At 63.2% G+C, this 20642-nt stretch carries 17 protein-coding genes; 13 read left to right on the top strand and 4 right to left on the bottom strand.

Translation table 11 applies throughout. The features are described from left to right. Position 1: 1 nt before the first annotated feature. The 4 genes from AC0L2V_RS00085 to AC0L2V_RS00070 form a co-directional block, all read right to left on the bottom strand. The gene (locus AC0L2V_RS00085) at positions 2-1114 is read right to left on the bottom strand and encodes an AAA family ATPase (protein WP_473519102.1); all 1113 of its coding nucleotides are present in this window, start codon (positions 1112-1114) and stop codon (positions 2-4) included. Next, positions 1111-2241 (bottom strand): DUF262 domain-containing protein, encoded by a 1131-nt coding sequence (locus tag AC0L2V_RS00080; protein ID WP_473519101.1) that lies wholly within the window; start codon positions 2239-2241, stop codon positions 1111-1113. Before AC0L2V_RS00080 ends, AC0L2V_RS00085 begins: the two co-directional genes overlap by 4 nt. Positions 2242-3265: 1024 nt before the next feature. Then, positions 3266-4228: a GDP-L-fucose synthase gene (gene fcl / locus AC0L2V_RS00075; RefSeq protein WP_473519100.1), complete on the bottom strand. Its 963-nt coding sequence runs from the start codon at positions 4226-4228 to the stop codon at positions 3266-3268. A 143-nt stretch (positions 4229-4371) separates the two neighbouring features. Then, positions 4372-5526, bottom strand: coding sequence for a dihydrodipicolinate synthase family protein (locus AC0L2V_RS00070; protein WP_473519099.1), 1155 nt, complete (start codon positions 5524-5526; stop codon positions 4372-4374). Positions 5527-5766: 240 nt separating this feature from the next. On the opposite strand from AC0L2V_RS00070, the gene AC0L2V_RS00065 reads away from it, so the two are divergent. The 13 genes from AC0L2V_RS00065 to AC0L2V_RS00005 all read left to right on the top strand — a co-directional run bounded on the left by AC0L2V_RS00065 (position 5767) and on the right by AC0L2V_RS00005 (position 20624). Next, entirely contained in the window at positions 5767-6810 is a 1044-nt protein-coding gene (locus tag AC0L2V_RS00065) for a LacI family DNA-binding transcriptional regulator (protein WP_473491118.1), read from the top strand. Beyond that, a complete protein-coding gene (locus tag AC0L2V_RS00060; RefSeq protein ID WP_473519098.1) occupies positions 6807-7823 on the top strand; it encodes a Gfo/Idh/MocA family protein in 1017 nt (338 codons plus the stop codon). Before AC0L2V_RS00065 ends, AC0L2V_RS00060 begins: the two co-directional genes overlap by 4 nt. Beyond that, a complete protein-coding gene (locus AC0L2V_RS00055) occupies positions 7820-9421 on the top strand; it encodes an acyl CoA:acetate/3-ketoacid CoA transferase (RefSeq protein ID WP_473519097.1) in 1602 nt (533 codons plus the stop codon). The genes AC0L2V_RS00060 and AC0L2V_RS00055 overlap by 4 nt, the downstream gene beginning before the upstream one ends. Then, on the top strand, positions 9414-10190 hold the full coding sequence (locus tag AC0L2V_RS00050) for an enoyl-CoA hydratase/isomerase family protein (protein ID WP_473519096.1): 777 nt from the start codon (positions 9414-9416) through the stop codon (positions 10188-10190). The genes AC0L2V_RS00055 and AC0L2V_RS00050 overlap by 8 nt, the downstream gene beginning before the upstream one ends. Before the next feature lie 25 nt (positions 10191-10215). Further along, complete coding sequence (locus tag AC0L2V_RS00045) at positions 10216-11727, top strand: aldehyde dehydrogenase family protein (RefSeq protein WP_473519095.1); 1512 nt, start codon at positions 10216-10218, stop codon at positions 11725-11727. 59 nt (positions 11728-11786) lie between these two features. Next, positions 11787-13040 (top strand): ABC transporter substrate-binding protein, encoded by a 1254-nt coding sequence (locus tag AC0L2V_RS00040; protein ID WP_091600411.1) that lies wholly within the window; start codon positions 11787-11789, stop codon positions 13038-13040. Positions 13041-13205: 165 nt separating this feature from the next. Further along, a complete protein-coding gene (locus AC0L2V_RS00035; RefSeq protein ID WP_236392586.1) occupies positions 13206-14162 on the top strand; it encodes a carbohydrate ABC transporter permease in 957 nt (318 codons plus the stop codon). Beyond that, entirely contained in the window at positions 14159-15103 is a 945-nt protein-coding gene (locus tag AC0L2V_RS00030) for a carbohydrate ABC transporter permease (RefSeq protein WP_473519094.1), read from the top strand. The genes AC0L2V_RS00035 and AC0L2V_RS00030 overlap by 4 nt, the downstream gene beginning before the upstream one ends. Positions 15104-15107: 4 nt before the next feature. Then, on the top strand, positions 15108-16223 hold the full coding sequence (locus AC0L2V_RS00025; protein WP_473519093.1) for an ABC transporter ATP-binding protein: 1116 nt from the start codon (positions 15108-15110) through the stop codon (positions 16221-16223). A 5-nt stretch (positions 16224-16228) separates the two neighbouring features. Further along, a complete protein-coding gene (locus AC0L2V_RS00020; protein ID WP_473519092.1) occupies positions 16229-17731 on the top strand; it encodes a GMC oxidoreductase in 1503 nt (500 codons plus the stop codon). A gap of 208 nt (positions 17732-17939) precedes the next feature. Further along, entirely contained in the window at positions 17940-18701 is a 762-nt protein-coding gene (locus AC0L2V_RS00015; protein WP_473519091.1) for a 3-ketoacyl-ACP reductase, read from the top strand. A 12-nt stretch (positions 18702-18713) separates the two neighbouring features. Next, positions 18714-20342: a GMC family oxidoreductase gene (locus tag AC0L2V_RS00010; protein WP_473519090.1), complete on the top strand. Its 1629-nt coding sequence runs from the start codon at positions 18714-18716 to the stop codon at positions 20340-20342. A 9-nt stretch (positions 20343-20351) separates the two neighbouring features. After that, positions 20352-20624: a Dabb family protein gene (locus AC0L2V_RS00005; RefSeq protein ID WP_473519089.1), complete on the top strand. Its 273-nt coding sequence runs from the start codon at positions 20352-20354 to the stop codon at positions 20622-20624. The last annotated feature ends 18 nt before the right edge of the window (positions 20625-20642 follow it).

Genomic DNA, 20642 nt, shown 5'->3' with positions numbered 1-20642 from the left:
GTCAACTCCACCCGGCGAGCTGCGCGACGTCTTTATCGCCCTGATCAAAGAACCCGTCCGGCCATTCATTGATGCGGCCCTCACTATCTATTCGCGGACTGGTGACGCCATGTCCCGCCAGCGAGCTGCCGGCGAAGAACAGCAGGCTGAGTTCCGCCGCGGTCAGCACCTTGTCGCGGACCGCGAGTCTAATACCGTTCAGAACATGGTCGCTGTGCGTTTCGATGATGAGCTGTACGCCGGCTGAGGCAAAGGCGGCCAGCATCCGTCCCATGCGCGACTGCGCTTGGGGATGGAGATGCGCCTCGGGGCTGTCGATGACAACGATGTCGCCCGGCTCTGCGGCGAGTAGAGCGACCAGGATCGGGAAGCCGTAGGTCAGGCCGTAGCCGACATTCGCCGGGCGCCTCCATTCACCTGTCTCCGACAGTCGGAATTGTAGCGCCAGCATCGAAGCGACCGGTAAGGACTGCACATTAGCGCTCGCACCCGGAGCGAGACGGCTGAGCCAAGCGTCGATCTGCTTACGAAACGTAATACCGGCTTCGTCCGGGCAGCGCCGAGCCATATCGATCTCGGTGTCCGCGCGTTCGTGGTACCAATAGCTCGCGAACCGTCCGTCGGCACCTACGTCTGGCGCTTGATCGGTGACGCGATCGGGCGTCGGGAAGGCTTCAGCCGGTCCGCCGCGCACCGCACTTAAGTGAACGAGACGCGCCAAGCTAGTAAATAGTTCCGGCCAGTCGCCGCTGCTGCGCTTAGTCACGCTCAGGCTGCGGTCACCGCTCTTGGCGGTCGCGCTCAGCGCGAGCGACCTCTGTTCGCCAAACAATTCGAAACGCGCAGCAGCATCCAGCGATTGCGCGCGAATGACATCGCCGGCGGAGCCGAGGCGCACGATCTCGCCGTTCAAGGGCAAATCGCCCGTCTCGGCATCGAGGGTCCAGGTTCGGCGGCGCGCAGCCTGTGCCAACAGGAGGATCGGCTGCAGCGCGGTCGATTTGCCGGCGCCGTTAAAGCCGCTCAGCACGGTCAGAGATGCCAGCGGAATACGCAGCTGCTCGAAGCACTTGAAGTCCTCGATCTGAAGCGCGTTTAGGATCGGGGCGTTCACAAGAAGTCCTCCACCTTGGCCTCGAGGCTGCCAAATCGCCTATGCACAGCCTGAGTGCTATTAGTAGAATATGTAATCGATTTGCCGAACACGTCGTCTCTCACGAGTTGAACGATGCTTTCGTGGAGAACTTGGTCGCTTTCAGGATCGAACGTTTCGGCGAAGCGCGCGAACACTACGGCGCTCACCTCGAACAGCGAGATATTGATGACGCTTCGCGCGGCCCCGACGAACTCGGACGCCAACGATTTGCGAAAGGCGTGCTGCTGGAATAGTCGGTGGTTAAGCGTCATGGCGGCATCGAATCTATGCCGGAGATCCTGCCGTTCCGACTCAGGACTGTCGGCTAGCAGTTTAAGCCCCTTTGCTAAGAACCCATCCATATCGCCAGTCGTGTAGTTCTGCCACCCGATCAGTGAGAACGAGACGAACCGATTGATGGCCTCGCGGTCTCGCATAGTCTTGCTGTCCAGCGCCCCTGCGGTGGCCGCCCTGAACGGTGCTCCCCCTGCAGCCGATTTGAGCCATTGCGTCGCAGGACCGTTGTAAAGAGCATTCCGCATCTGCTGGCGCGTTAGCATGGCACCGCTGTTAACGCGTTCGAAAATGTCCAGCCGCGCGCGCTCGGGTGCCTTCGCATCGAGGATGTACATTGTAAGCTGCGTATCTGCCACACGCTCCTGCAAGTTTAGCGGCAGTCGCTCGTAGGTCTTTCCTTCCAACTCATGCGATCCAGCGTTTTCCCCACTGACCAGCCCCGACAGCTTTAACTCGCCGCCGAGGAATCGCGCGAAAGTCGTGAGGCGCTGCAAGCCATCGACGACGATGATGCGGCCGTCCGGCGCCTCGGCCACATAGAAGACCGGCAGCGGGATACGCATTATGCAGCTCTCGATGAGCTTGGATTGCTTGACGTTCGGCCACACGAAGTCACGTTGGAAATCGGGGTCCAGGATGTAGCGGCCCTTCTCGATACGGCTCACGACCTCGCCGACGGTGCGCTGCTCAGTGCGCACGAATACGGCATCGAGTGGATAGTCCCCCCAACCGTCGCCGCTTGGATTATCGAGGCCCTCAGGATCCTCGGCGGTATCGGCAGGCGATTGTTCGTTCACGTTCGTTGCCATTCACTGTCTTTCTCGCGGCGATTGAAGCGATGTCTCGTTACACGTTTCCTGGGGAACAATCTCCATTTCTCTTTAGCGGCAGCCATACGCGCCGCCAAGCTTCTGGCGGTCCCAATGTAGAGCGCCATCTTCAGGCAGCGAGAACGACCGACATTTTCGGGAACCCGCGCATTCCTCACGCTGGCAAATTAACCTACACCGGAGTGACCTTCTTTCGATCGACGAATCTGGGCGATCCCGGCGTACACGCGCATGCTGTTGATGCAATCCGCCGGTGGTCCCACCTATACCCCGACCGTAAAAAGGCCGTCTTCCATTAACCCTTCTTGTTGTCACTCGGCACGTGGGGTTCGATCTGCTCGACCGTCTTCTCGTACAGCACAGCCGGCTGCTTCTGTATATCCCAAACATGGAAGACATAAGCCTATCCGAACTTGTTTGCCTGACCCCATTCATTCGCGTCAGAAAAAATCGAAGCGGCGAAGCAATGGTCGGTTTGACCCCAATTGACTTGTTAGCGGTCCGAATTGTCCGGGGTTGTAGGAAAGAACATCGTATCCGACTGTGTTATCCTCAATCGGCATCCACCGCGGTTCGAGAGGAAGGCCTAACGTGGCGAGCCGTTGACGCTCATGTTGGATCGAAAGCTGCTCGGCCCCCCGCGCTCGGCGCAACTTCTCGGCATCACTATGAAGCCGGACGTGGGCCTGAATGTCGTCCCACCATTCGACATCCCCAGCCGACGGTGGCTCATCCAGCAGTCGAGCTTGCCGGACGGCGTATTTTCGAGAACGCCAAGATCGGACGCCTTGATTTTTTTGCCAAGCCAATGCTTCTCAATAAGGTCGGCAGAGAATATCTTTTCGACTACATCGACGACATGAAATCATAAAATTTTGGTGAGGGGGATCGCTCATCCAGGTGAATCCGAAACGCTAAACCAAGCGTGTCGGCGAGCGATTTTGCATTGGCCATGGCCAGAAGCCGTCCGCCCATGTCTGCTGGCATCAATCAGCGTCGACGATCACGCCGCGCCGAGGCGGAGATCGCCTGTCTCGATATGCTGGAGAAACCAGGCATAGGTTTGCTCCAATCCGCTTTGAAGCGAGTACCGCGGCCGCCAGCCCGTGGCAAACAGGCGCGACACGTCCATCAGCTTGCGCGGCGTGCCGTCCGGCTTCGTCGCATCGAATGTGAGCGCCGCCTCGGCGCCGACGACGGCGAGCATGGTGCGGGCCAGCTCGGCAATGGTGATGTCTTCGCCCGAGCCGACATTGACGTGGCTGTCGCCGGCATAGTTTTTCAGCAGCCAGACCAGAGCGTCGGCGGCGTCGTCGACATGCAGGAACTCGCGCATCGGCGTGCCCGATCCCCAGACCTCCAGGGTTTTGTCGCCGGCGCGCTTGGCCTTGTGTGCCTTGCGCATCAGGGCTGGTACGACATGGCTCGTGGAGAGGTCGAAATTGTCGCCGGGGCCATAGAGGTTGGTCGGCATCGCCGAGATGTACTCGACACCATATTGGCGCCGATAGGCCTGGCACAGTTTCAGCCCGGCGATCTTGGCGATCGCATACCATTCGTTGGTCGGTTCGAGCGGACCGGTCAGCAAGGCATCCTCGGCGATCGGCTGCGCCGCAAACTTCGGATAGATGCAGGACGAACCGAGAAACAGCAATTTCCGCACTTCGTTGCGGAAGGCGCTCTCGATGACATTGGTCTGCATGATGAGATTGTCCTGCAGAAAATCGACCGGCAATTTGTTGTTTGCCAGGATACCGCCGACCTTGGCCGCCGCCATCACCACCGCATCCGGCCTGTGGTCTGCCATCCAGCGCCGCACGCCGGCCTGGTCCATCAGGTCGAGTTCATCGCGGGATGCGGTCAGGACCTCGCAGTCCTCGTCCGCCAGCCTGCGCAATATGGCCGATCCGACCATGCCGCGATGCCCGGCCACGAAAACGCGCTTGCCCCTTAGGTCGAAATCCATTGGCGTATCCCTATGCAGAACGGCCGCTATGACCATCTTGCGTCGGCGTGCCGGATGGTCCTGCGTCGGACGCATAGCGCATTCAGATTTGCCGAGACAAGCCAAATCGGAGATTCGGGCGAGCTCTTCTAGTGGTATGGCGGTCAGACACCCGCCACGGCGCACAGGCTCTTCATTCTGGCGACGGCAAGCTCCGGGTCGGCCAGCAATCCGGCCTGGTCGGCGAGGCGGAACACATCGGCATAGTGGCAAATGCCGCGTGCCGATTGCATGCCGCCGACCATCGAAAAATGGTCCTGGTGGCCGTTCAGCCACGCCAGCAAGACGATACCGGCCTTGTAGTATTCGGTCGGCGCCTCGAAGATTTTCCGCGACAGAGGTACCGTCGGCGCCATCAGCGCGTCATAGCCTGAGCGGTCGCCAGCGGCCAGTTTCGCCAGCGCGGCATTGGCGACCGGCGCGATGGCGTCGAAAATACCGAGCAGCGCATGCGAGTGTCTTTCGCCGTCGCCGGCGATCAGCTCGGGATAGTTGAAGTCGTCGCCGGTGAACATGACGACGCCTTCCGGCAGCCGGTTGCGCAGGGCAACTTCTTTGCCGGCATCGAGCAGCGATATCTTGATCCCCTCGACCTTGCCGGCGTGGCGTTCGATGATGGCGACGACCGTATCGAGCGCAGTGTCGAAATCATGGCTGCCCCAATAATTCTTCAGCGCCGGATCGAACATGTCGCCCAGCCAGTGCAGGATGACCTTGCCGGAGGCTTGGCGAAGGATGCGGTCATAGACGCTGGCATAGTCTTCGGGACCCTTGGCGACAGCCGCCAGCGCTCGGCTGGCCATCATGATCGCCTTGCCGCCGAGGCCTTCGATGAAACCGAACTGCTCCTCATAGGCCGCGATGACATCGTCGAGCGTCCTGGCGGCGCCTGGCGCCAGATGGTCTGTTCCGGCGCCTGAGGCGAGATCGGCGCCCTCGACGGTTCGCGCCTCGGCGATCGAGCGGCGGACCAATTCCCTGGCGTTTGCCCAGTCGAAACCCATGCCCCGCTGCGAAGTATCCATCGCCTCGGCGATGCGGAAGCCGAGCCGCCACAGATGATGGCGGAACGCCATCGTGCGCTCCCAGTCGACCGCTGGATGAGCCCACGGATCGGTCATCGCGAGAGGATCGGCAACGACATGGGCGGCGGCATAGGCGATACGCGAAAACCGCGCGCCGATCACCGGCTGTGCCGGCTGGCCGACAAGGCGGTAGCGAGTGCTGCGACCGCCCTCCCCGGGCAAGGCAATGTCCATCGATCTCTCCCTTAATCGCGCTATTAAATGGAACGTTCCAACAAATCAAGGGACCTTTGTGGATTCTCGATCCATACCCCAGAATGCTGCATCGCAGCGATGAAAGCCGTCTAAGAGCGGCATTTAAGCGCCGATTGCCAGATTTTTCGAATTGGGGAAAAATCCTGATTGACTCAAATCCGGCTCAGAATTAGAACGTTCCAATAAATTCGGCCAGAAAACAGCGGAGGACGTATCTGAATGGCCAGCAGGCCCAAGGCGACGATACTCGACATTGCCCGTGAGGCGGGCGTGTCCAAGTCGACGGTGTCGCTGGTGCTGCAGGGCAGCGGTCTGATCCGGCCTGAGACCGCGCTGAAGGTTCGCAAGGCGATCGAGGATGTCGGCTATGTCTACAACCGCGGCGCCGCCAATCTGCGCAAGGCCCATTCCAACGTCATCGGCATGGTCATCAACGACCTTACCAACCCGTTTTTCGCCGAAATGGCGGTCGGCATGGAGCGCGTGTTCCAGTCGGCTGATATCGTGCCGTTCATCGCCAACACGGCGGAGAATCCGGTGCGCCAGGAAGAGGTGCTGAAATCGCTGATGGAGCAAGGTGTCGCCGGGCTGATCGTGTCGCCGGCGCGCGGCACGACCCCTGGTGCTTTCCGTCGCATCGAGATGGCGGGCCTTCCGATCGTCTTCACCATGCGCCGCCTTCCTGAAAGCCGCATCCCGGTGATAGCGCCCGACAATCATCGCGGCGCCTGGCTCGCCACCGCCCATCTGATCGGCAAAGGGCATCGCCGGCTGGCGTTCTTCGGCGGCTCATCGGATCTGGTGGTCTATCACGAGCGGCTGGGCGGTTTTCGCGAGGCCTGCGAGGGGCTCGGCATCGCCAAGCGCGATACATTGGTCGTCGAAGGCGAAACCAGCCGCAAGGGCGGCATTGCCTGCCTGGAGACGGCCCTCGCCATGGCCGAGCCGCCGAGCGCGGCGCTGTGCTTCAACGATGCGGTTGCCTTCGGAGTCATGCTGGCGCTGCGCAAGCGCGGCCTCGAGCCCGGCGCGGATTTCGCTGTTGTCGGCTTCGACGACGTGATCGAAGCCCAGCACTACATGCCGGCGCTGACCAGTGTCGCAGTGGATTCGGCAGGCCTCGGCGAGCGCGCCGCCCATGTCATGCTGAAGATGATCCAGTCGCGCACCACGCGCGCCGAGGATCATATCGGTGCCGTCAACCTCGTCGTCAGGGACAGTTGCGGTCCTGATCGCCGTGCCGGAATGGGAGACGCGGCATGACCGTCAGATGGGGACTGATCGGCGCAAGCACGATCGCCAGGCAATTCGTGATCAACGCCATTCGCGCGCAACCGAACAGCGAGATCGCGGCGGTGATGAGTTCCAGCCCGGAGCGCGCTACGACCTATGCCAAAGAGAACGGCATTGCGCTCGCCGTCTCGACGCTCGATGCATTGCTCGGCTCCGACATCGACGCCGTCTACATCTCGACCACCAACGAATTGCATCTCGAACAGGCACTGGCCGCCATCACCGCGGGAAAACATGTGCTGTGCGAAAAGCCGCTGGCGCTGACCAGCGCCGATGCGCGGAAGATGGTCGCCGCCGCCAAGGCGGCCGGTCTCGTGCTCGGCACCAACCATCATCTGCGCAATGCCGGCTCGCACCGGGCGATGCGCGAAGCCATTGCCGCCGGCCGCATCGGCAAGCCGATTGCCGCGCGCGTCTTCCACTCGGTCTATCTGCCTGAAAATCTGCAGGGCTGGCGCATCACCAGGCCGGAAGCCGGCGGCGGCGTGGTGCTCGACATCACCGTGCACGATGCCGACACGCTGCGCTTCGTGCTCGGCGACGATCCGCTCGAAGTTTCGGCGTTCACCCAGGCCGCAGGCATGGCCAGCGGCGGGCTGGAAGACGGCGCCATGTGCATCTGGCGCTTCAGATCGGGCATCATCGCCCAGTCGCATGAAGGCTTCACCACCAAATTCGCCGGCACCGGCTTCGAGGCGCATGGTAGCGAAGGCTCCCTGATCGCGAAAGATGTGATGACGCAGAAGCCGATCGGCTCCGTGCTGCTGCGCACGGCAAAGGGCGAGGAGGAATTGAGCTTCGACCGCGAAGATCTCTATGTCCGTTCCCTGCGCCAGTTCCACGCGGCGATCGGTGGCGAAGGCCAGCCGTCGGCCACCGGCGAGGACGGCGTCTGGTCGCTGACATCAGCCGAAGCCGCGTTGCGATCCGCGAAGTCCGGAAAATCTGTCGCGATCGATCCTCATCTCGGGGGCGCAGCGTGAGCAAACTCGTCTCCGCAGCGCAAGCCGCCAGCCTGATCATGGACGGCATGGTCGTTTCGGTGTCGTCGTCGAGCGGTCTCGGCTGCCCGGATGCGGTGCTCGCCGCGATCGGCGAGCGCTTCGACGCGGAAGGCCATCCGAAGAACATCACAACGCTGCACCCGATCGCCGCCGGCGACATGTACGGCATCAGGGGTATCGACCATCTGGCCAAGCCCGGCCTGTTGAAGCGCACGCTGTGCGGCTCCTATCCGTCCGGCCCTTCATCCTCTGAACCGCCGCAGATCTGGAAGATGATCGGTGACAATTCGGTCGCCGCCTACAACGTGCCCTCAGGCATCCTGTTCGACATGCATCGCGAGGCCGCTGCCAAGCGCCCCGGCGTGCTGACCAAGGTCGGCCTCGACACCTTCGCCGACCCGCGTCATCAGGGCTGCGCCATGAATGCGGCGGCCAGCGAGCCGATCGTTTCGGTGCAGCAGTTCGACGGCGAGGAATGGCTCTATTTCCGCTCGATCGTGCCTGATGTCTCCATCATCCGCGCCACCACCGCCGACGAGCGCGGCAACCTCACCTATGAGCACGAGGGCGCTTATCTCGGCGGGCTGGAGCAGGCGCTCGCCGCCCGCAACAATGGCGGCATCGTCATCGCGCAGGTCAAGCGCGTCGTCGAGAACGGCACGCTGAAACCGCATGACGTACGCGTGCCCGGTGTGCTGGTCGACCATATTGTGGTGGCACCCGACCAGTTGCAGACGACGCTGACACCCTACGACCCGGCCATCTCCGGCGAGATCTTCCGGCCGCTGTCGACTTTCCGCAACGCCGAGATGAGTGTCCAGAAGGTCATCGCGCGACGCGTCGCCATGGAGCTTGCCGACGGCATGGCCGTCAACATTGGCTTCGGCATCTCGGCCAACGTGCCGCGCATCCTTATCGAGGAAGGCCAGCACGGCAAGGTCACCTGGGTGATCGAACAGGGCGCGGTCGGCGGCGTGCCGCTGCTCGATTTCAAGTTCGGCTGCTCGTCGAACGCCGACGCCTTCATGCCTTCGCCACACCAGTTCACCTACTTCCAGGGCGGCGGTTTCGACGCGTCGCTGCTGTCCTTCCTGCAGATCGACCGCCACGGCTCGGTCAATGTGTCGAAGCTTTCGGCCAGACCGCATGTCACCGCCGGCGCCGGCGGTTTTGTCGACATCACCGCGCGGGCGAAGAAGATCGTCTTTTCCGGTTTCTTCAATGCCGGCGCCAAACTGTCGCTGGCCGATGGCGGCATCCGCATCGACGGGGAAGGCAAGGTCAAGAAGCTGGTCGGTGAGGTCGAGCACATCTCCTTCTCGGGCAAGCGCGCCGTCGCGCAAGGACAGGACATCACCTATGTCACCGAGCGCTGCGTCATGGAGCTGACGCCGGATGGGCTGATGGTGACTGAGTTGGCACCGGGCATCGACCTCGAGCGGGACGTGCTGGCGCAGGCCGAGATCCCGCTCGCCGTCGCCAACGACCTGAAGGTCACGCCGGACGCGCTCTACCGTGACCGGCCGATCGGACTGTTGCTCAATGGCGGCGCCTCGCTTGGAGGCGCGCATGGCTGAGCGTCTCGTCAGCTTTGAAACAGACGGTGCCATCGGCATCGTCACGCTGCGCCGACCGGAGAAATTCAACGCGCTCGACATCGCGATGCTGCGCGCGCTGGAAGCCGTACTCGATACGGCCGAGGCCGCGGACGGCGTCCGCGTCGTGCTGCTGCGCGGCGAAGGCAAGGGTTTTTGCGCCGGCGGCGACGTCGAAGCCTGGTCGCAAATGAGTCCCGCCGATTTCCAGGTGCAATGGGTTCGCTACGGCCACCGCGTCTTCGATCGGCTGGCGCGGTTGCGGCAGCCGACGATCGCCGTTCTGTCCGGCCATGCGCTGGGCGGCGGCCTGGAACTGGCGGTCGCCTGCGACTTCCGCGTCGCCGAGGCGCAGGTGAAATTAGGTTTTCCGGAAACCTCGATCGGCGTGGTGCCCGGCTGGTCCGGCACGCAGCGCGCGGTGCGCCGCTTCGGCGCCCAGACGGTGCGGCGCATGGCGCTTGGCGGAGAACTGTTCGTGGCTGCCGAAGCACTCGTTCTGGGCATCGTCGACCGGGTGGTCGAAACGGGCAACGCATTCACCGAGGCCAGGGCCTGGGCCGGCAAGATCGCCGAGCGCGGCCCGCTGGCAACCGAAGCAGCCAAGCTGATGATCGCGGTCGCCGAGGGCGAGGAAAGTGCCGCCGCGACAGAGGCGCTGGCCAGCGGCTTCATCGCGCGGACCGGAGACCTCAAGGTCGGTGTCGACGCCTTCAAGGCCAAGCGGAAACCAGCGTTTTCAAGATCCTAGAATGCAAGCGGAACCCAGAACTCACATGAACTTGCCCCTCACCATCGCCATGCCCGCCGAGGCATCCGCAGCACCGAAGACCTACCGGCTGCTGATCGACGGCAAGTTCGTCGATGCCCGCGACGGCCGCACGCTGGAGCGCAACAGCCCCGGCCACGGCTTCACCGTTTCGCGCTATGCGCAAGCCGGCGCGGCGGAAGTCGAGGCGGCGGTACAGGCCGCGCACAAGGCTTTCGAGACCGGCCCCTGGCCGCGCATGAAGGCCGGCGAGCGCGCCGCGATCCTGCTCAAGGCAGCAGACCTGATCGAGGCGCGGCTCGAGGAGATTGCCCGGCTCGACGCGCTGGAATCCGGCAAGCCGATCGCCCAGGCGCGCGGCGAGATCGGCGGCGCCGTCGACATCTGGCGCTATGCCGCGGCGCTTGCCCGCACGCTCCATGGCGAAACCTACGCCAACCTCGGCGATGCCATGCTGGGCGTCGTGCTGCGTGAACCGATCGGCGTCGTCTCGATCATCACGCCGTGGAATTTTCCGTTCCTCATCGTCAGTCAGAAACTGCCGTTCGCGCTCGCCGCCGGCTGCACGGCGGTGGTCAAGCCGAGCGAGATGACCTCGGCCTCGACCTTCGTGCTCGGCGACATCCTGATGCAGGCCGGCTTGCCGGACGGCGTCGTCAACATCCTCGCCGGACTGGGCGCCGATGTCGGCGCGCCGATGGTCAGCCATCCGCTGGTCGAGATGGTGTCGTTCACCGGCTCCACCCGGGTCGGCAAGATGACCATGGCGTCGGCTGCGAACGCGCTGAAGAAGGTCTCGATGGAGCTCGGCGGCAAGAACGGCCAGATCGTCTTTCCAGATGCCGACCTCGAAGCCGCGGCCGACGCGGCGGTGTTCGGCGGCTTCTTCAACGCCGGCGAATGCTGCAACGCCGGCAGCCGGCTGATCGTCCATGAGGCGATCGCCGACGACTTCCTCGGCGCAGTGAAGGCGCTTACCGCCAGGGTCACCGTCGGCGATCCGCTCGACGACAGCACCAAGGTCGGCGCGATGATCTCTTCCGAGCACCTCTCCAAGGTCACCGGCTACGTGGCGGCGGCGGCAAACGACGGCAGCAGCGTCTATAGCGGCGGCAAGCAGATCGCCTCCAATGCCGGTCAGTATCTCGATCCGACCATCCTTCGCGGCGTCACCGAAGACATGGCCATTGCACGTGAGGAAGTGTTCGGCCCGGTGCTGTCGGTGTTGACGTTTGGATCGATTGAAGAGGCGTTGCGCATCGCCAACAACACGCCCTATGGTCTATCGGCGGGTGTGTGGAGCGCCAGCATCGACACCTGCATGTCGGTGGCGCGGAGTGTGCGTTCGGGAACCGTTTGGGTGAACACGTTCATGGAAGGTTATCCCGAGCTGCCTTTCGGAGGCTACAAGCAATCCGGTCTCGGACGCGAACTCGGCAAGCGCGCCGTCGAGGACTATACCGAGGAAAAGACAATCCAGTTTCATCGCGGCCAGCGCACCGGATGGTGGGTCGGCTGAGCTGTGAAGAACCCGGCGGACAGCCGCCGGTCGTGTAGCTGCAACAAGGGAGGAAGTACATGTTGCGCAAACTGCTTATCGGAACGGCTCTCGGCTCGGGTCTTGCGTTCGCGGCCCATGCCCAGGACGTCAAGGAAGTCGAGATGCTGCATTGGTGGACGTCTGGCGGCGAAGCGGCTGCCTTGAACGTGCTCAAGGAGGATCTGGCCAAGCAAGGCTTTGCCTGGAAGGACGTGCCTGTGGCCGGCGGCGGCGGCGACGCCGCCATGACCGCGCTGAAGGCGATGGTCGCGGCGGGCAACTACCCGACTGCCTCGCAGATGCTCGGCTATACCGTGCTCGATTACGCGGCTGCCGGCGTAATGGGCGACCTGACCGAGACGGCGGTAAAGGAAGGCTGGGACAAATCCGTGCCGGCCGCCCTGCAGAAATTCTCGGTCTATGACGGCAAGTGGGTCGCGGCTCCGGTCAACGTCCACTCCGTCAACTGGCTGTGGATCAACAAGGCGGTGATGGACAAGATCGGCGGCACCGAGCCCAAGACCTTCGACGAATTCATCGCGCTGCTCGACAAGGCCAAGGCGGCGGGCGTCATCCCGCTCGCGCTTGGCGGCCAGAACTGGCAGGAAGCCACCATGTTCGATTCGGTCGTGCTGTCGACCGGCGGACCTGAGTTCTACAAGAAGGCCTTCAACGACCTCGACGAAGAGCAGCTGAAATCCGACACGATGAAGAAGTCGTTCGACAACCTCGCCAAGCTCGTCACCTATGTCGACCCGAACTTCTCCGGCCGCGACTGGAACCTTGCCACCGCCATGGTCATCAAGGGCGATGCGCTGGTGCAGGTCATGGGCGACTGGGCCAAGGGCGAATTCAACGCCGCCAAGAAGACCCCGGGCACCGACTTCCTGTGCTATCGCTTCCCGGGCACCGACGGCAGCGTGGTCTACAACTCCGACATGTTCGGCATGTTCGACGTTCCGGAGGACCGCAAGGCCGCGCAGGCCGCCTTGGCCACCGCAACTTTGTCGAAGAGCTTCCAGTCGGCCTTCAACGTCGTCAAGGGCTCCGTCCCGGCCCGTACCGACGTGCCCGACACCGATTTTGACGCTTGCGGCAAGAAGGGCATGGCCGACCTGAAGGCCGCCAACGAAGGCGGCACGCTGTTCGGTTCGCTGGCGCAAGGCTATGGCGCGCCGCCGGCCGTCGCCAATGCCTACAAGGACGTCGTCTCGAAATTCGTCCACGGCCAGATCAAGACCTCGGACGAGGCCGTGACCCAATTGGTCAACGCGATCGAAGACGCCAAGTAGGAATCAGGCATGAAAGGACCTTCCCCGCTCCGGTGGGGAAGGTTCCACCAAGCCAGGATGGTCGGCTTCTGGTCGGAATGGCGCCGGCGATCAACCAACACGCCCCGTCTCGACGGGGCTATCCTTCCCCGCCTGGCGGTGAAGGGACCCGCGAGGGAGGAGCCCATGACAACGGTCGCGACCCAGATCAAGCTGACGCCGGAGCATAATGCGCGCCCGGGCGCGTCGGTGCGTTCGCGCCTGCAGGACGCGCTGCCGAAGATCGTACTGGCGCCAAGCTTTGCGATCACCATCGTCTTCGTCTACGGCTTCATCCTGTGGACGGTCTATCTGTCCTTCACCAATTCCAAGACCTTCCCGTCCTATGCGTTGACTGGGCCGCGTGCCTATCAGCGGCTGTGGCGCTGGACCTTCGAGAGCGACCCGCCGTCGAGCTGGTACACGTCGATCACCAATATGGGCATTTTCGGCTTTCTCTACATCTTCATCTGCCTGGCGCTCGGCCTTTTCCTGGCGATCCTGCTCGACCAGAAAATCCGCGGCGAAGGCATGTTGCGGCCGATCTATCTTTATCCGATGGCGCTGTCCTTCATCGTCACCGGCGTCGCCTGGAAATGGTTCCTCGATCCCGGCCTCGGCCTGGAGCAGACGCTGCACCAGTGGGGCTGGACGAGCTTCCATTTCGACTGGATCAAGAACAAGGATTTCGTCATCTACACCGTGGTCATCGCAGGCGTCTGGCAGGCCTCGGGCTTCATCATGGCGATGTTCCTCGCCGGCCTGCGCGGCATCGACGGCGAGATCATGAAGGCGGCGCAGATCGACGGCGCCACCACGTTCCAGCTCTATCGCCGGATCGTCATCCCGCTGCTGCGGCCGGTGTTCCTCTCGGCCTTCATCGTGCTCGCTCACCTCGCCATCAAGTCCTACGACCTGGTCGTAGCACTGACCAGCGGCGGGCCGGGCGGCTCGGCCTGGCTGCCGTCGAACTTCATGTACGAGTACACTTTCAAGCGCAACGAAATGGCCGTCGGCTCGGCCAGCGCCGTGATCATGCTGATGACCATCACCGCGATCATCGTGCCCTATCTCTATTCCGAGCTCAGGGAGCGACCGCGATGAGCGTCATTGCCACGCCCGCTCGCCAGAGCACTGGCGGTATCAGCGCCAGGACCGTCAACCGCATCGTCATCTACGGCCTGCTGGCGCTGTTCGCGCTGTTCTACCTGATGCCGCTGTTCGTCATGCTGGTGACCTCGTTCAAGACCATGGACGAGATCCAGAACGGCAACCTGCTGGCGCTGCCGCAGGCGCCGACCTTTGAGCCGTGGCTGAAGGCGTGGGGCGAGACCTGCGTCGGCCTGACCTGCGCCGGCATCAAGGGCTATTTCTGGAATTCCATCAAGATGGTGGTTCCGGCGGTGCTGATCTCGACGCTGCTCGGCGCGCTCAACGGCTATGTCCTGACCAAATGGCGCTTCCGCGGCCACACGCTGGTTTTCGGGCTGATGCTGTTTGCCTGCTTCATCCCTTTCCAGTCGGTGCTGTTGCCGATGGCGACGATCCTCGGCAGCCTCGGCCGCTTCGGCGTGACGCTGCGAAACGCAACGGGATTTTCATTCGGCCTGGGCAATCCGACGGTCAACCTGGTCTTTGTCCACGTCGTCTACGGGCTCGGCTTCACCACTTTGTTCTTCCGCAATTATTACGAGGCGTTCCCGACCGAACTGGTCAAGGCGGCACAGGTCGACGGAGCCAGCTTCTTCCAGATTTTCCGGCGCATCATGCTGCCGAATTCGATGCCGATCTTCGTCGTCACCGTCATCTACCAGTTCACCAACATCTGGAACGACTTCCTGTTCGCCTCGGCCTATGCCGGCACCGGCGACGCGATGCCGATGACCGTGGCGCTGAACAACGTCGTCAACACCTCGACCGGTGTCGTCGAATACAACGTCAACATGGCGGCGGCGATGATCGCCGCACTGCCGACCCTTCTCGTCTATGTGGTCGCTGGCCGCTATTTCGTGCGCGGCCTGATGGCCGGCGCCGTCAAAGGATAATCGAATGGCTTTTCTCGAAATCAATGGGCTGAGGAAGCGGTTCGGATCGGTCGAGATCCTGAAGGGAATCGACCTCGATCTCGAAAAGGGCGGCTTCCTCGTGCTGGTCGGCCCGTCCGGCTGCGGCAAGTCGACCTTGCTCAACACCATCGCCGGCCTGGAAACCATCACTGAAGGCGAAATCCGCGTCGACGGCCGGACGATCAACGATCTCCACCCTTCGAAGCGCGACATCGCCATGGTGTTCCAGAGCTACGCGCTCTATCCGAACATGACCGTCGCGGGGAACATTGCCTTCGGCATGGAGATGCGCGGCGTGCCGGCCCAGGAGCGCCAGAAGGCGATCGACAAGGTGGCGAAGGTGCTGCAGATCGGCCACCTCTTGCAGCGCAAGCCGAGCCAGCTTTCCGGCGGCCAGCGCCAGCGCGTCGCCATGGGCCGGGCGCTGGTGCGCGACCCCAAGCTCTTTCTCTTCGACGAGCCGCTCTCCAATCTCGACGCCAAGCTGCGTGTCGACATGCGCATCGAGATCAAGCGGCTGCACGCAACCACCGGCACCACGATCGTCTACGTCACCCACGACCAGATCGAGGCGATGACGCTGGCCACCAAGATCGCGGTGATGCGCGACGGCGAGGTGCAGCAGTTCGGCACGCCTGCCGAAATCTACAACAACCCGACCAACCTGTTTGTTGCCGACTTCATGGGCTCGCCGGCGATGAACCTGATCCCGGCGACGATCGGCGGCAATGGCAACGCGCTTTCCGTGGTGCTGCAGCGCGAGGCGCGCGAGCCGATCTCGCTGCCCCTGGCCGATGCGCCGACGGGCCTGTCGGCATTCCACAGCAAGCCGATCATCTTCGGCGTCCGCCCCGAGGCCCTGACCGATCCTGAAGGCGCCGAACGCAACGCATCGAACATCGCCACTGCCGCCTGTCATATCGAAGTCGTGGAACCGGCCGGCTCCGATACCTTCGCCGTCACCAATCTCGGCGGCAAGGCGGTGGTGGCGCGTCTGCGCGCCGACGCCAACATCCAGCCGGGCACCGTCACGCCGCTCGCCTTCAACCTGACCAAGGCGGTGTTCTTCGATCCAGCGACCGAGAACCGCATCCTCTGACAGCCATGACAAACCCGGACATCGTCATCATCGGCTCCGGCATCGGCGGCGCCACGATCGCTTCCGGCCTTGCCGGCAGTGGCGCCTCGATCCTGATGCTGGAGCGCGGCGAACTATTGCCGGCGACGCCGCACACGCGCGACACGCGCGCCATCTTCGTCGACGGCCACTACCGGCCGAAGGAGATGTGGCGCGAGGCCGGGGGTGCTGCGTTCAATCCCGGCAATTATTACTATGTCGGCGGCAATTCGAAATTCTATGGCGCAGTGCTGATCCGCTACCGCAAGGAAGACTTTTCGGAGATGGAGCACTATGGCGGCGTCTCGCCGGCCTGGCCGTTCTCCTATGAGGAATTCGAGCCCTGGTATTCCAAGGCCGAGCAGCTTTTTCGCGTGCGCGGCGCACTCGGCGAAGACCCGACCGAACCGTTCCACTCGATCCCCTACCCCTTCGGGCCGGTGCCGGACGAGCCGCCGATCGCCCGCGCCCGCGCCGAACTCATGGGCCTCGGCCTGCATCCGGCATCGCTGCCGCTCGGCGTCGACATCGATGCCTGGCTAAAGGACGGCAAGACAGGCTGGGACGCGTTTCCCAACACCGGGACCGGTAAGGTCGACGCCCAATCGGGGCCCCTGACAGCGGCACTTGCCGACCGGAACATCAGGCTTGAGACCGGTGCTCATGTCGAATACCTTGAAGCCTCATCGGATGCCAGGACGATCGCCGCCGTTCACTATCGCCAGGACGGCAGGCTGAAGAAAGTGACGCCGAAACTGGTCATCCTCTCGGCTGGCGCGGTCAATTCCGCCGCCATCCTGCTGCGTTCGCCGTCCCCGAACGGAAACGGCCTTGCCAACCGCTCCGACCAGGTCGGCCGCAACTTCATGAACCACAATTCGAGCGCCATGCTGGCGATCGATCCGCGCCGCAGGAACACCTCCGTCTACCAGAAGACGCTGATGCTCAACGACTACTATCTATCCGACGGCAAGGGCGGCAAGCCGCTCGGCAACGTCCAGCTTCTCGGCAAGATCGACGGTCATATCCTGAGGGCCAACGTCAAGCTTGCACCCAAATTCGCGCTGGACTTCATGGCCGGCCACGCCGTCGACTGGTACCTGATGTGCGAGGACCTGCCGGACCCCGAAAGCCGCATCATGGTCGACGGCAAGGACATCGTCATGCAGTGGCGGCGCTCCAACATGCAGTCGCTCGACGGGCTGACCAAGGTGATGCGCGAGAACTTCCGCGCCTGCGGCTATCCGATCGTCCTGTCGCGGCCTTTCGACAAGCGCACGCCGTCGCACCAGTGCGGCACGGTCAAGATGGGCGACGATCCGGCAACCTCGCCGCTCGACCCGTTCTGCCGCTCGTTCGACCACAAGAACCTGTTTGTCGTCGACGCTGGCTTCCTGCCGAACTCGGCCGCAGTCAATCCGGCGCTGTCGATCGCCGCACAAGCGCTGCGCGTCGCCGACCACATCCGCAAGAGCGAGCTTGTCCTATGATCGGTCTGCGCCGCCCCTCATCCGCCTGCCGGCACCTTCTCCCCGTGAACGGGGAGAAGCCTGCTGGCCGCAACCTCGGCGCCTTTTTTGCAACGCTGGCGATTGGCGAAGCAGGCGATGAAGGCGTCCTTCTCCCCGTCACTATACGGGGAGAAGTGCCCGGCAGGGCGATGAGGGGCGGCGCTGACGTCCAAAGGAACATCTTCACATGAGCCGTCCGGCAGCCATCATCACCGGCGGCGCGCGCGGCATCGGCCTTGCCTGCGCCGAGGCGCTGGCCGATGCCGGCTTCGATATCCTTGTCGTGGACCTTGCCGAAAAAGCCGGCGACGGGGTTGCCGCTGACATCACCGCCCGCGGCGCGAAATTCGCCTACCACAGCAGTGACATTGCCGACCTCGACGACCATGCCGCATTGGTCGATGCCGCGACGAGCGCCTTCGGCCGCATCGACTGCCTGGTCAACAATGCCGGCATCGGCGCCGTGGTACGTGGCGACCTGCTGGAATTGAAACCGGAAAACTTCGACCGGATCCTCGCCATCAACCTGCGCGGCACCGTCTTCCTCAGCCAGGCCGTTGCCAGGGCGATGCTTGCGGCGCCGGGTGACCACCCGAAATCGATCATCACCATCACCTCGGTCAGCGCCGAAATGGCCTCGCCGGAACGTGCCGACTACTGCATCTCCAAGGCCGGACTTTCGATGTGGGTGAAAACCTTGGCGCTACGCCTCGCCGCCGAAAACATTGGTGTGTTCGAGCTGCGGCCGGGCATCATCCACACCGACATGACCGCGGGGGTAACCGCCAAATACGATGCGTTGATCGACGGCGGGCTGGTGCCGGCAAGGCGCTGGGGCGAAGCCGCCGATGTCGGCGCCGCCGTAGTGGCACTCGCCGGCGGCAAGCTCGGCTTTTCGACCGGCTCGATCATCAATGTCGACGGTGCGCTGTCGGTGCCGAGGCTGTGAACAGGTGACGCCATGACCGACTACATCATCGTCGGCGCCGGCCCGGCCGGCTGCGTGCTGGCCAACCGGCTGAGCGAAGAGCCATCGAATTCAGTGCTGCTGCTCGAGGCCGGCGGCAAGGACTGGCACCCGCTGATCCACATGCCGGCCGGCTTCGCCAAGATGACCAAGGGCATCGCCGCCTGGGGCTGGTCGACCGTGCCGCAAAAGCACATGAAGGACCGCGTCTTCCGGTACACACAGGCCAAGGTGATCGGCGGCGGCTCCTCCATCAACGCCCAGATCTACACACGCGGCAATGCCCGCGACTACGACGCCTGGGAGAAGGAAGAAGGCCTTGCCGGCTGGGGCTATCGCGACCTGCTGCCCTATTTCAAGCGGGCCGAGAACAACCAGCGCTACGCCAACGATTTTCACGGCGACCAGGGTCCGCTCGGCGTGTCGAACCCGATTGCGCCGCTGCCGATCTGCGAGGCTTATTTCCGCGCTGGGCAGGAGATGGGCATTCCCTTCAATCCGGACTTCAACGGGGTAGCCCAGGAAGGCGTCGGCTATTACCAATTGACGCAGAAGGACGCGAGACGCTCCTCTGCCTCGGTCGCCTATCTCAGGCCGATCCGCGCGCGAAAAAACCTGACCGTTAGGTCGGATGTGCTGGTGACGCGCATCGTCATCGACAAGGGCCGCGCCACTGGCGTCGAGATCGTCGACAGGCCGGGCGGCGAGAAGAAAATCCTGCGCGCCGAGCGCGAAGTCATCGTCTCGTCCGGCGCCATCGGCTCGCCGAAGCTGCTGATGCAGTCGGGCATCGGCCCGGCCGACCATCTGAAGTCGGTGGGCGTGACGCCGGTGCACGATCTGCCCGGCGTCGGTTCCAACCTGCAGGATCATCTCGACCTGTTCGTCATTGCCGAATGCACCGGCGACCACACCTACGACAACTACGCCAAGCTGCACCGGACGGTGTGGGCCGGCCTGCAATACCTGCTGTTGAAAAAAGGCCCGGTTGCCTCCAGCCTGTTCGAGACCGGCGGCTTCTGGTACGCCGACCCGACCGCCGCCTCGCCCGACATCCAGCTGCATCTCGGCCTCGGCTCCGGCATCGAGGCCGGCGTCGAAAAACTGAAAAATCCGGGCGTGACGCTGAACTCGGCCTTCCTGCGCCCGCGATCGCGCGGCACGGTGCGGCTGAACAGCGCCGACCCCGCCGACCACCCGCTGATCGACCCGAACTACTGGTCCGATCCCTACGATCGTGACATGTCGATCAAGGGGCTCAGGCTGGCGCGCGAGATCATGTGGCAGAAAGCGCTGGCCTCCTACGTGCTGCGCGAGGTGCTGCCGGGACCGGCACTCACCAGCGACGACGAGCTGTTCGACTATGCCTGCCGCAGTTCCAAGACCGACCACCACCCTGTCGGCACCTGCCGCATGGGCCATGACACGATGAGCGTGGTGACGCCGGATCTCAGGCTGCGCGGTATCGAGGGCTTGCGCGTCTGCGACGCTTCGGTGATGCCGCGCATCCCCTCCTCCAACACTAATGCGCCAACGATCATGGTCGGCGAAAAGGGCGCCGATCTGATCCTTGGCCGCGAACCACTGCCGCCGGCCGTGTTTTCCACCAACCAAGCCCCATGAGATTCCAAGATGATCAGGCACTGTATTTTCGTTCGATTCCGCAATGACGTCACCGACGACGAGCGCGCGGCAATCCATGCCGATCTTGAGGCGCTGCGGTCGGTGATCGACGGCATGGCCAAGGTCGAATTCAGCGCCAATGTCAGCCCAGAACCGTTCGCGCGCGGCTTCACGCACGGCTTCACCATCGACTTCAGCGATGCCGCCGCACGCGACGCCTACCTAGAGCGGGATGAAGAGAGGCTGAATCGAAGGGGGATTCCCAAATCAGCGGGGATTTGATTCAACATGCTGGCTGGG

Source organism: Mesorhizobium sp. WSM4814, assembly GCF_055811595.1.
The sequence above is the reverse complement of the archived record's forward strand: the minus strand, read 5'-3'. Positions and strand labels throughout refer to the sequence as shown.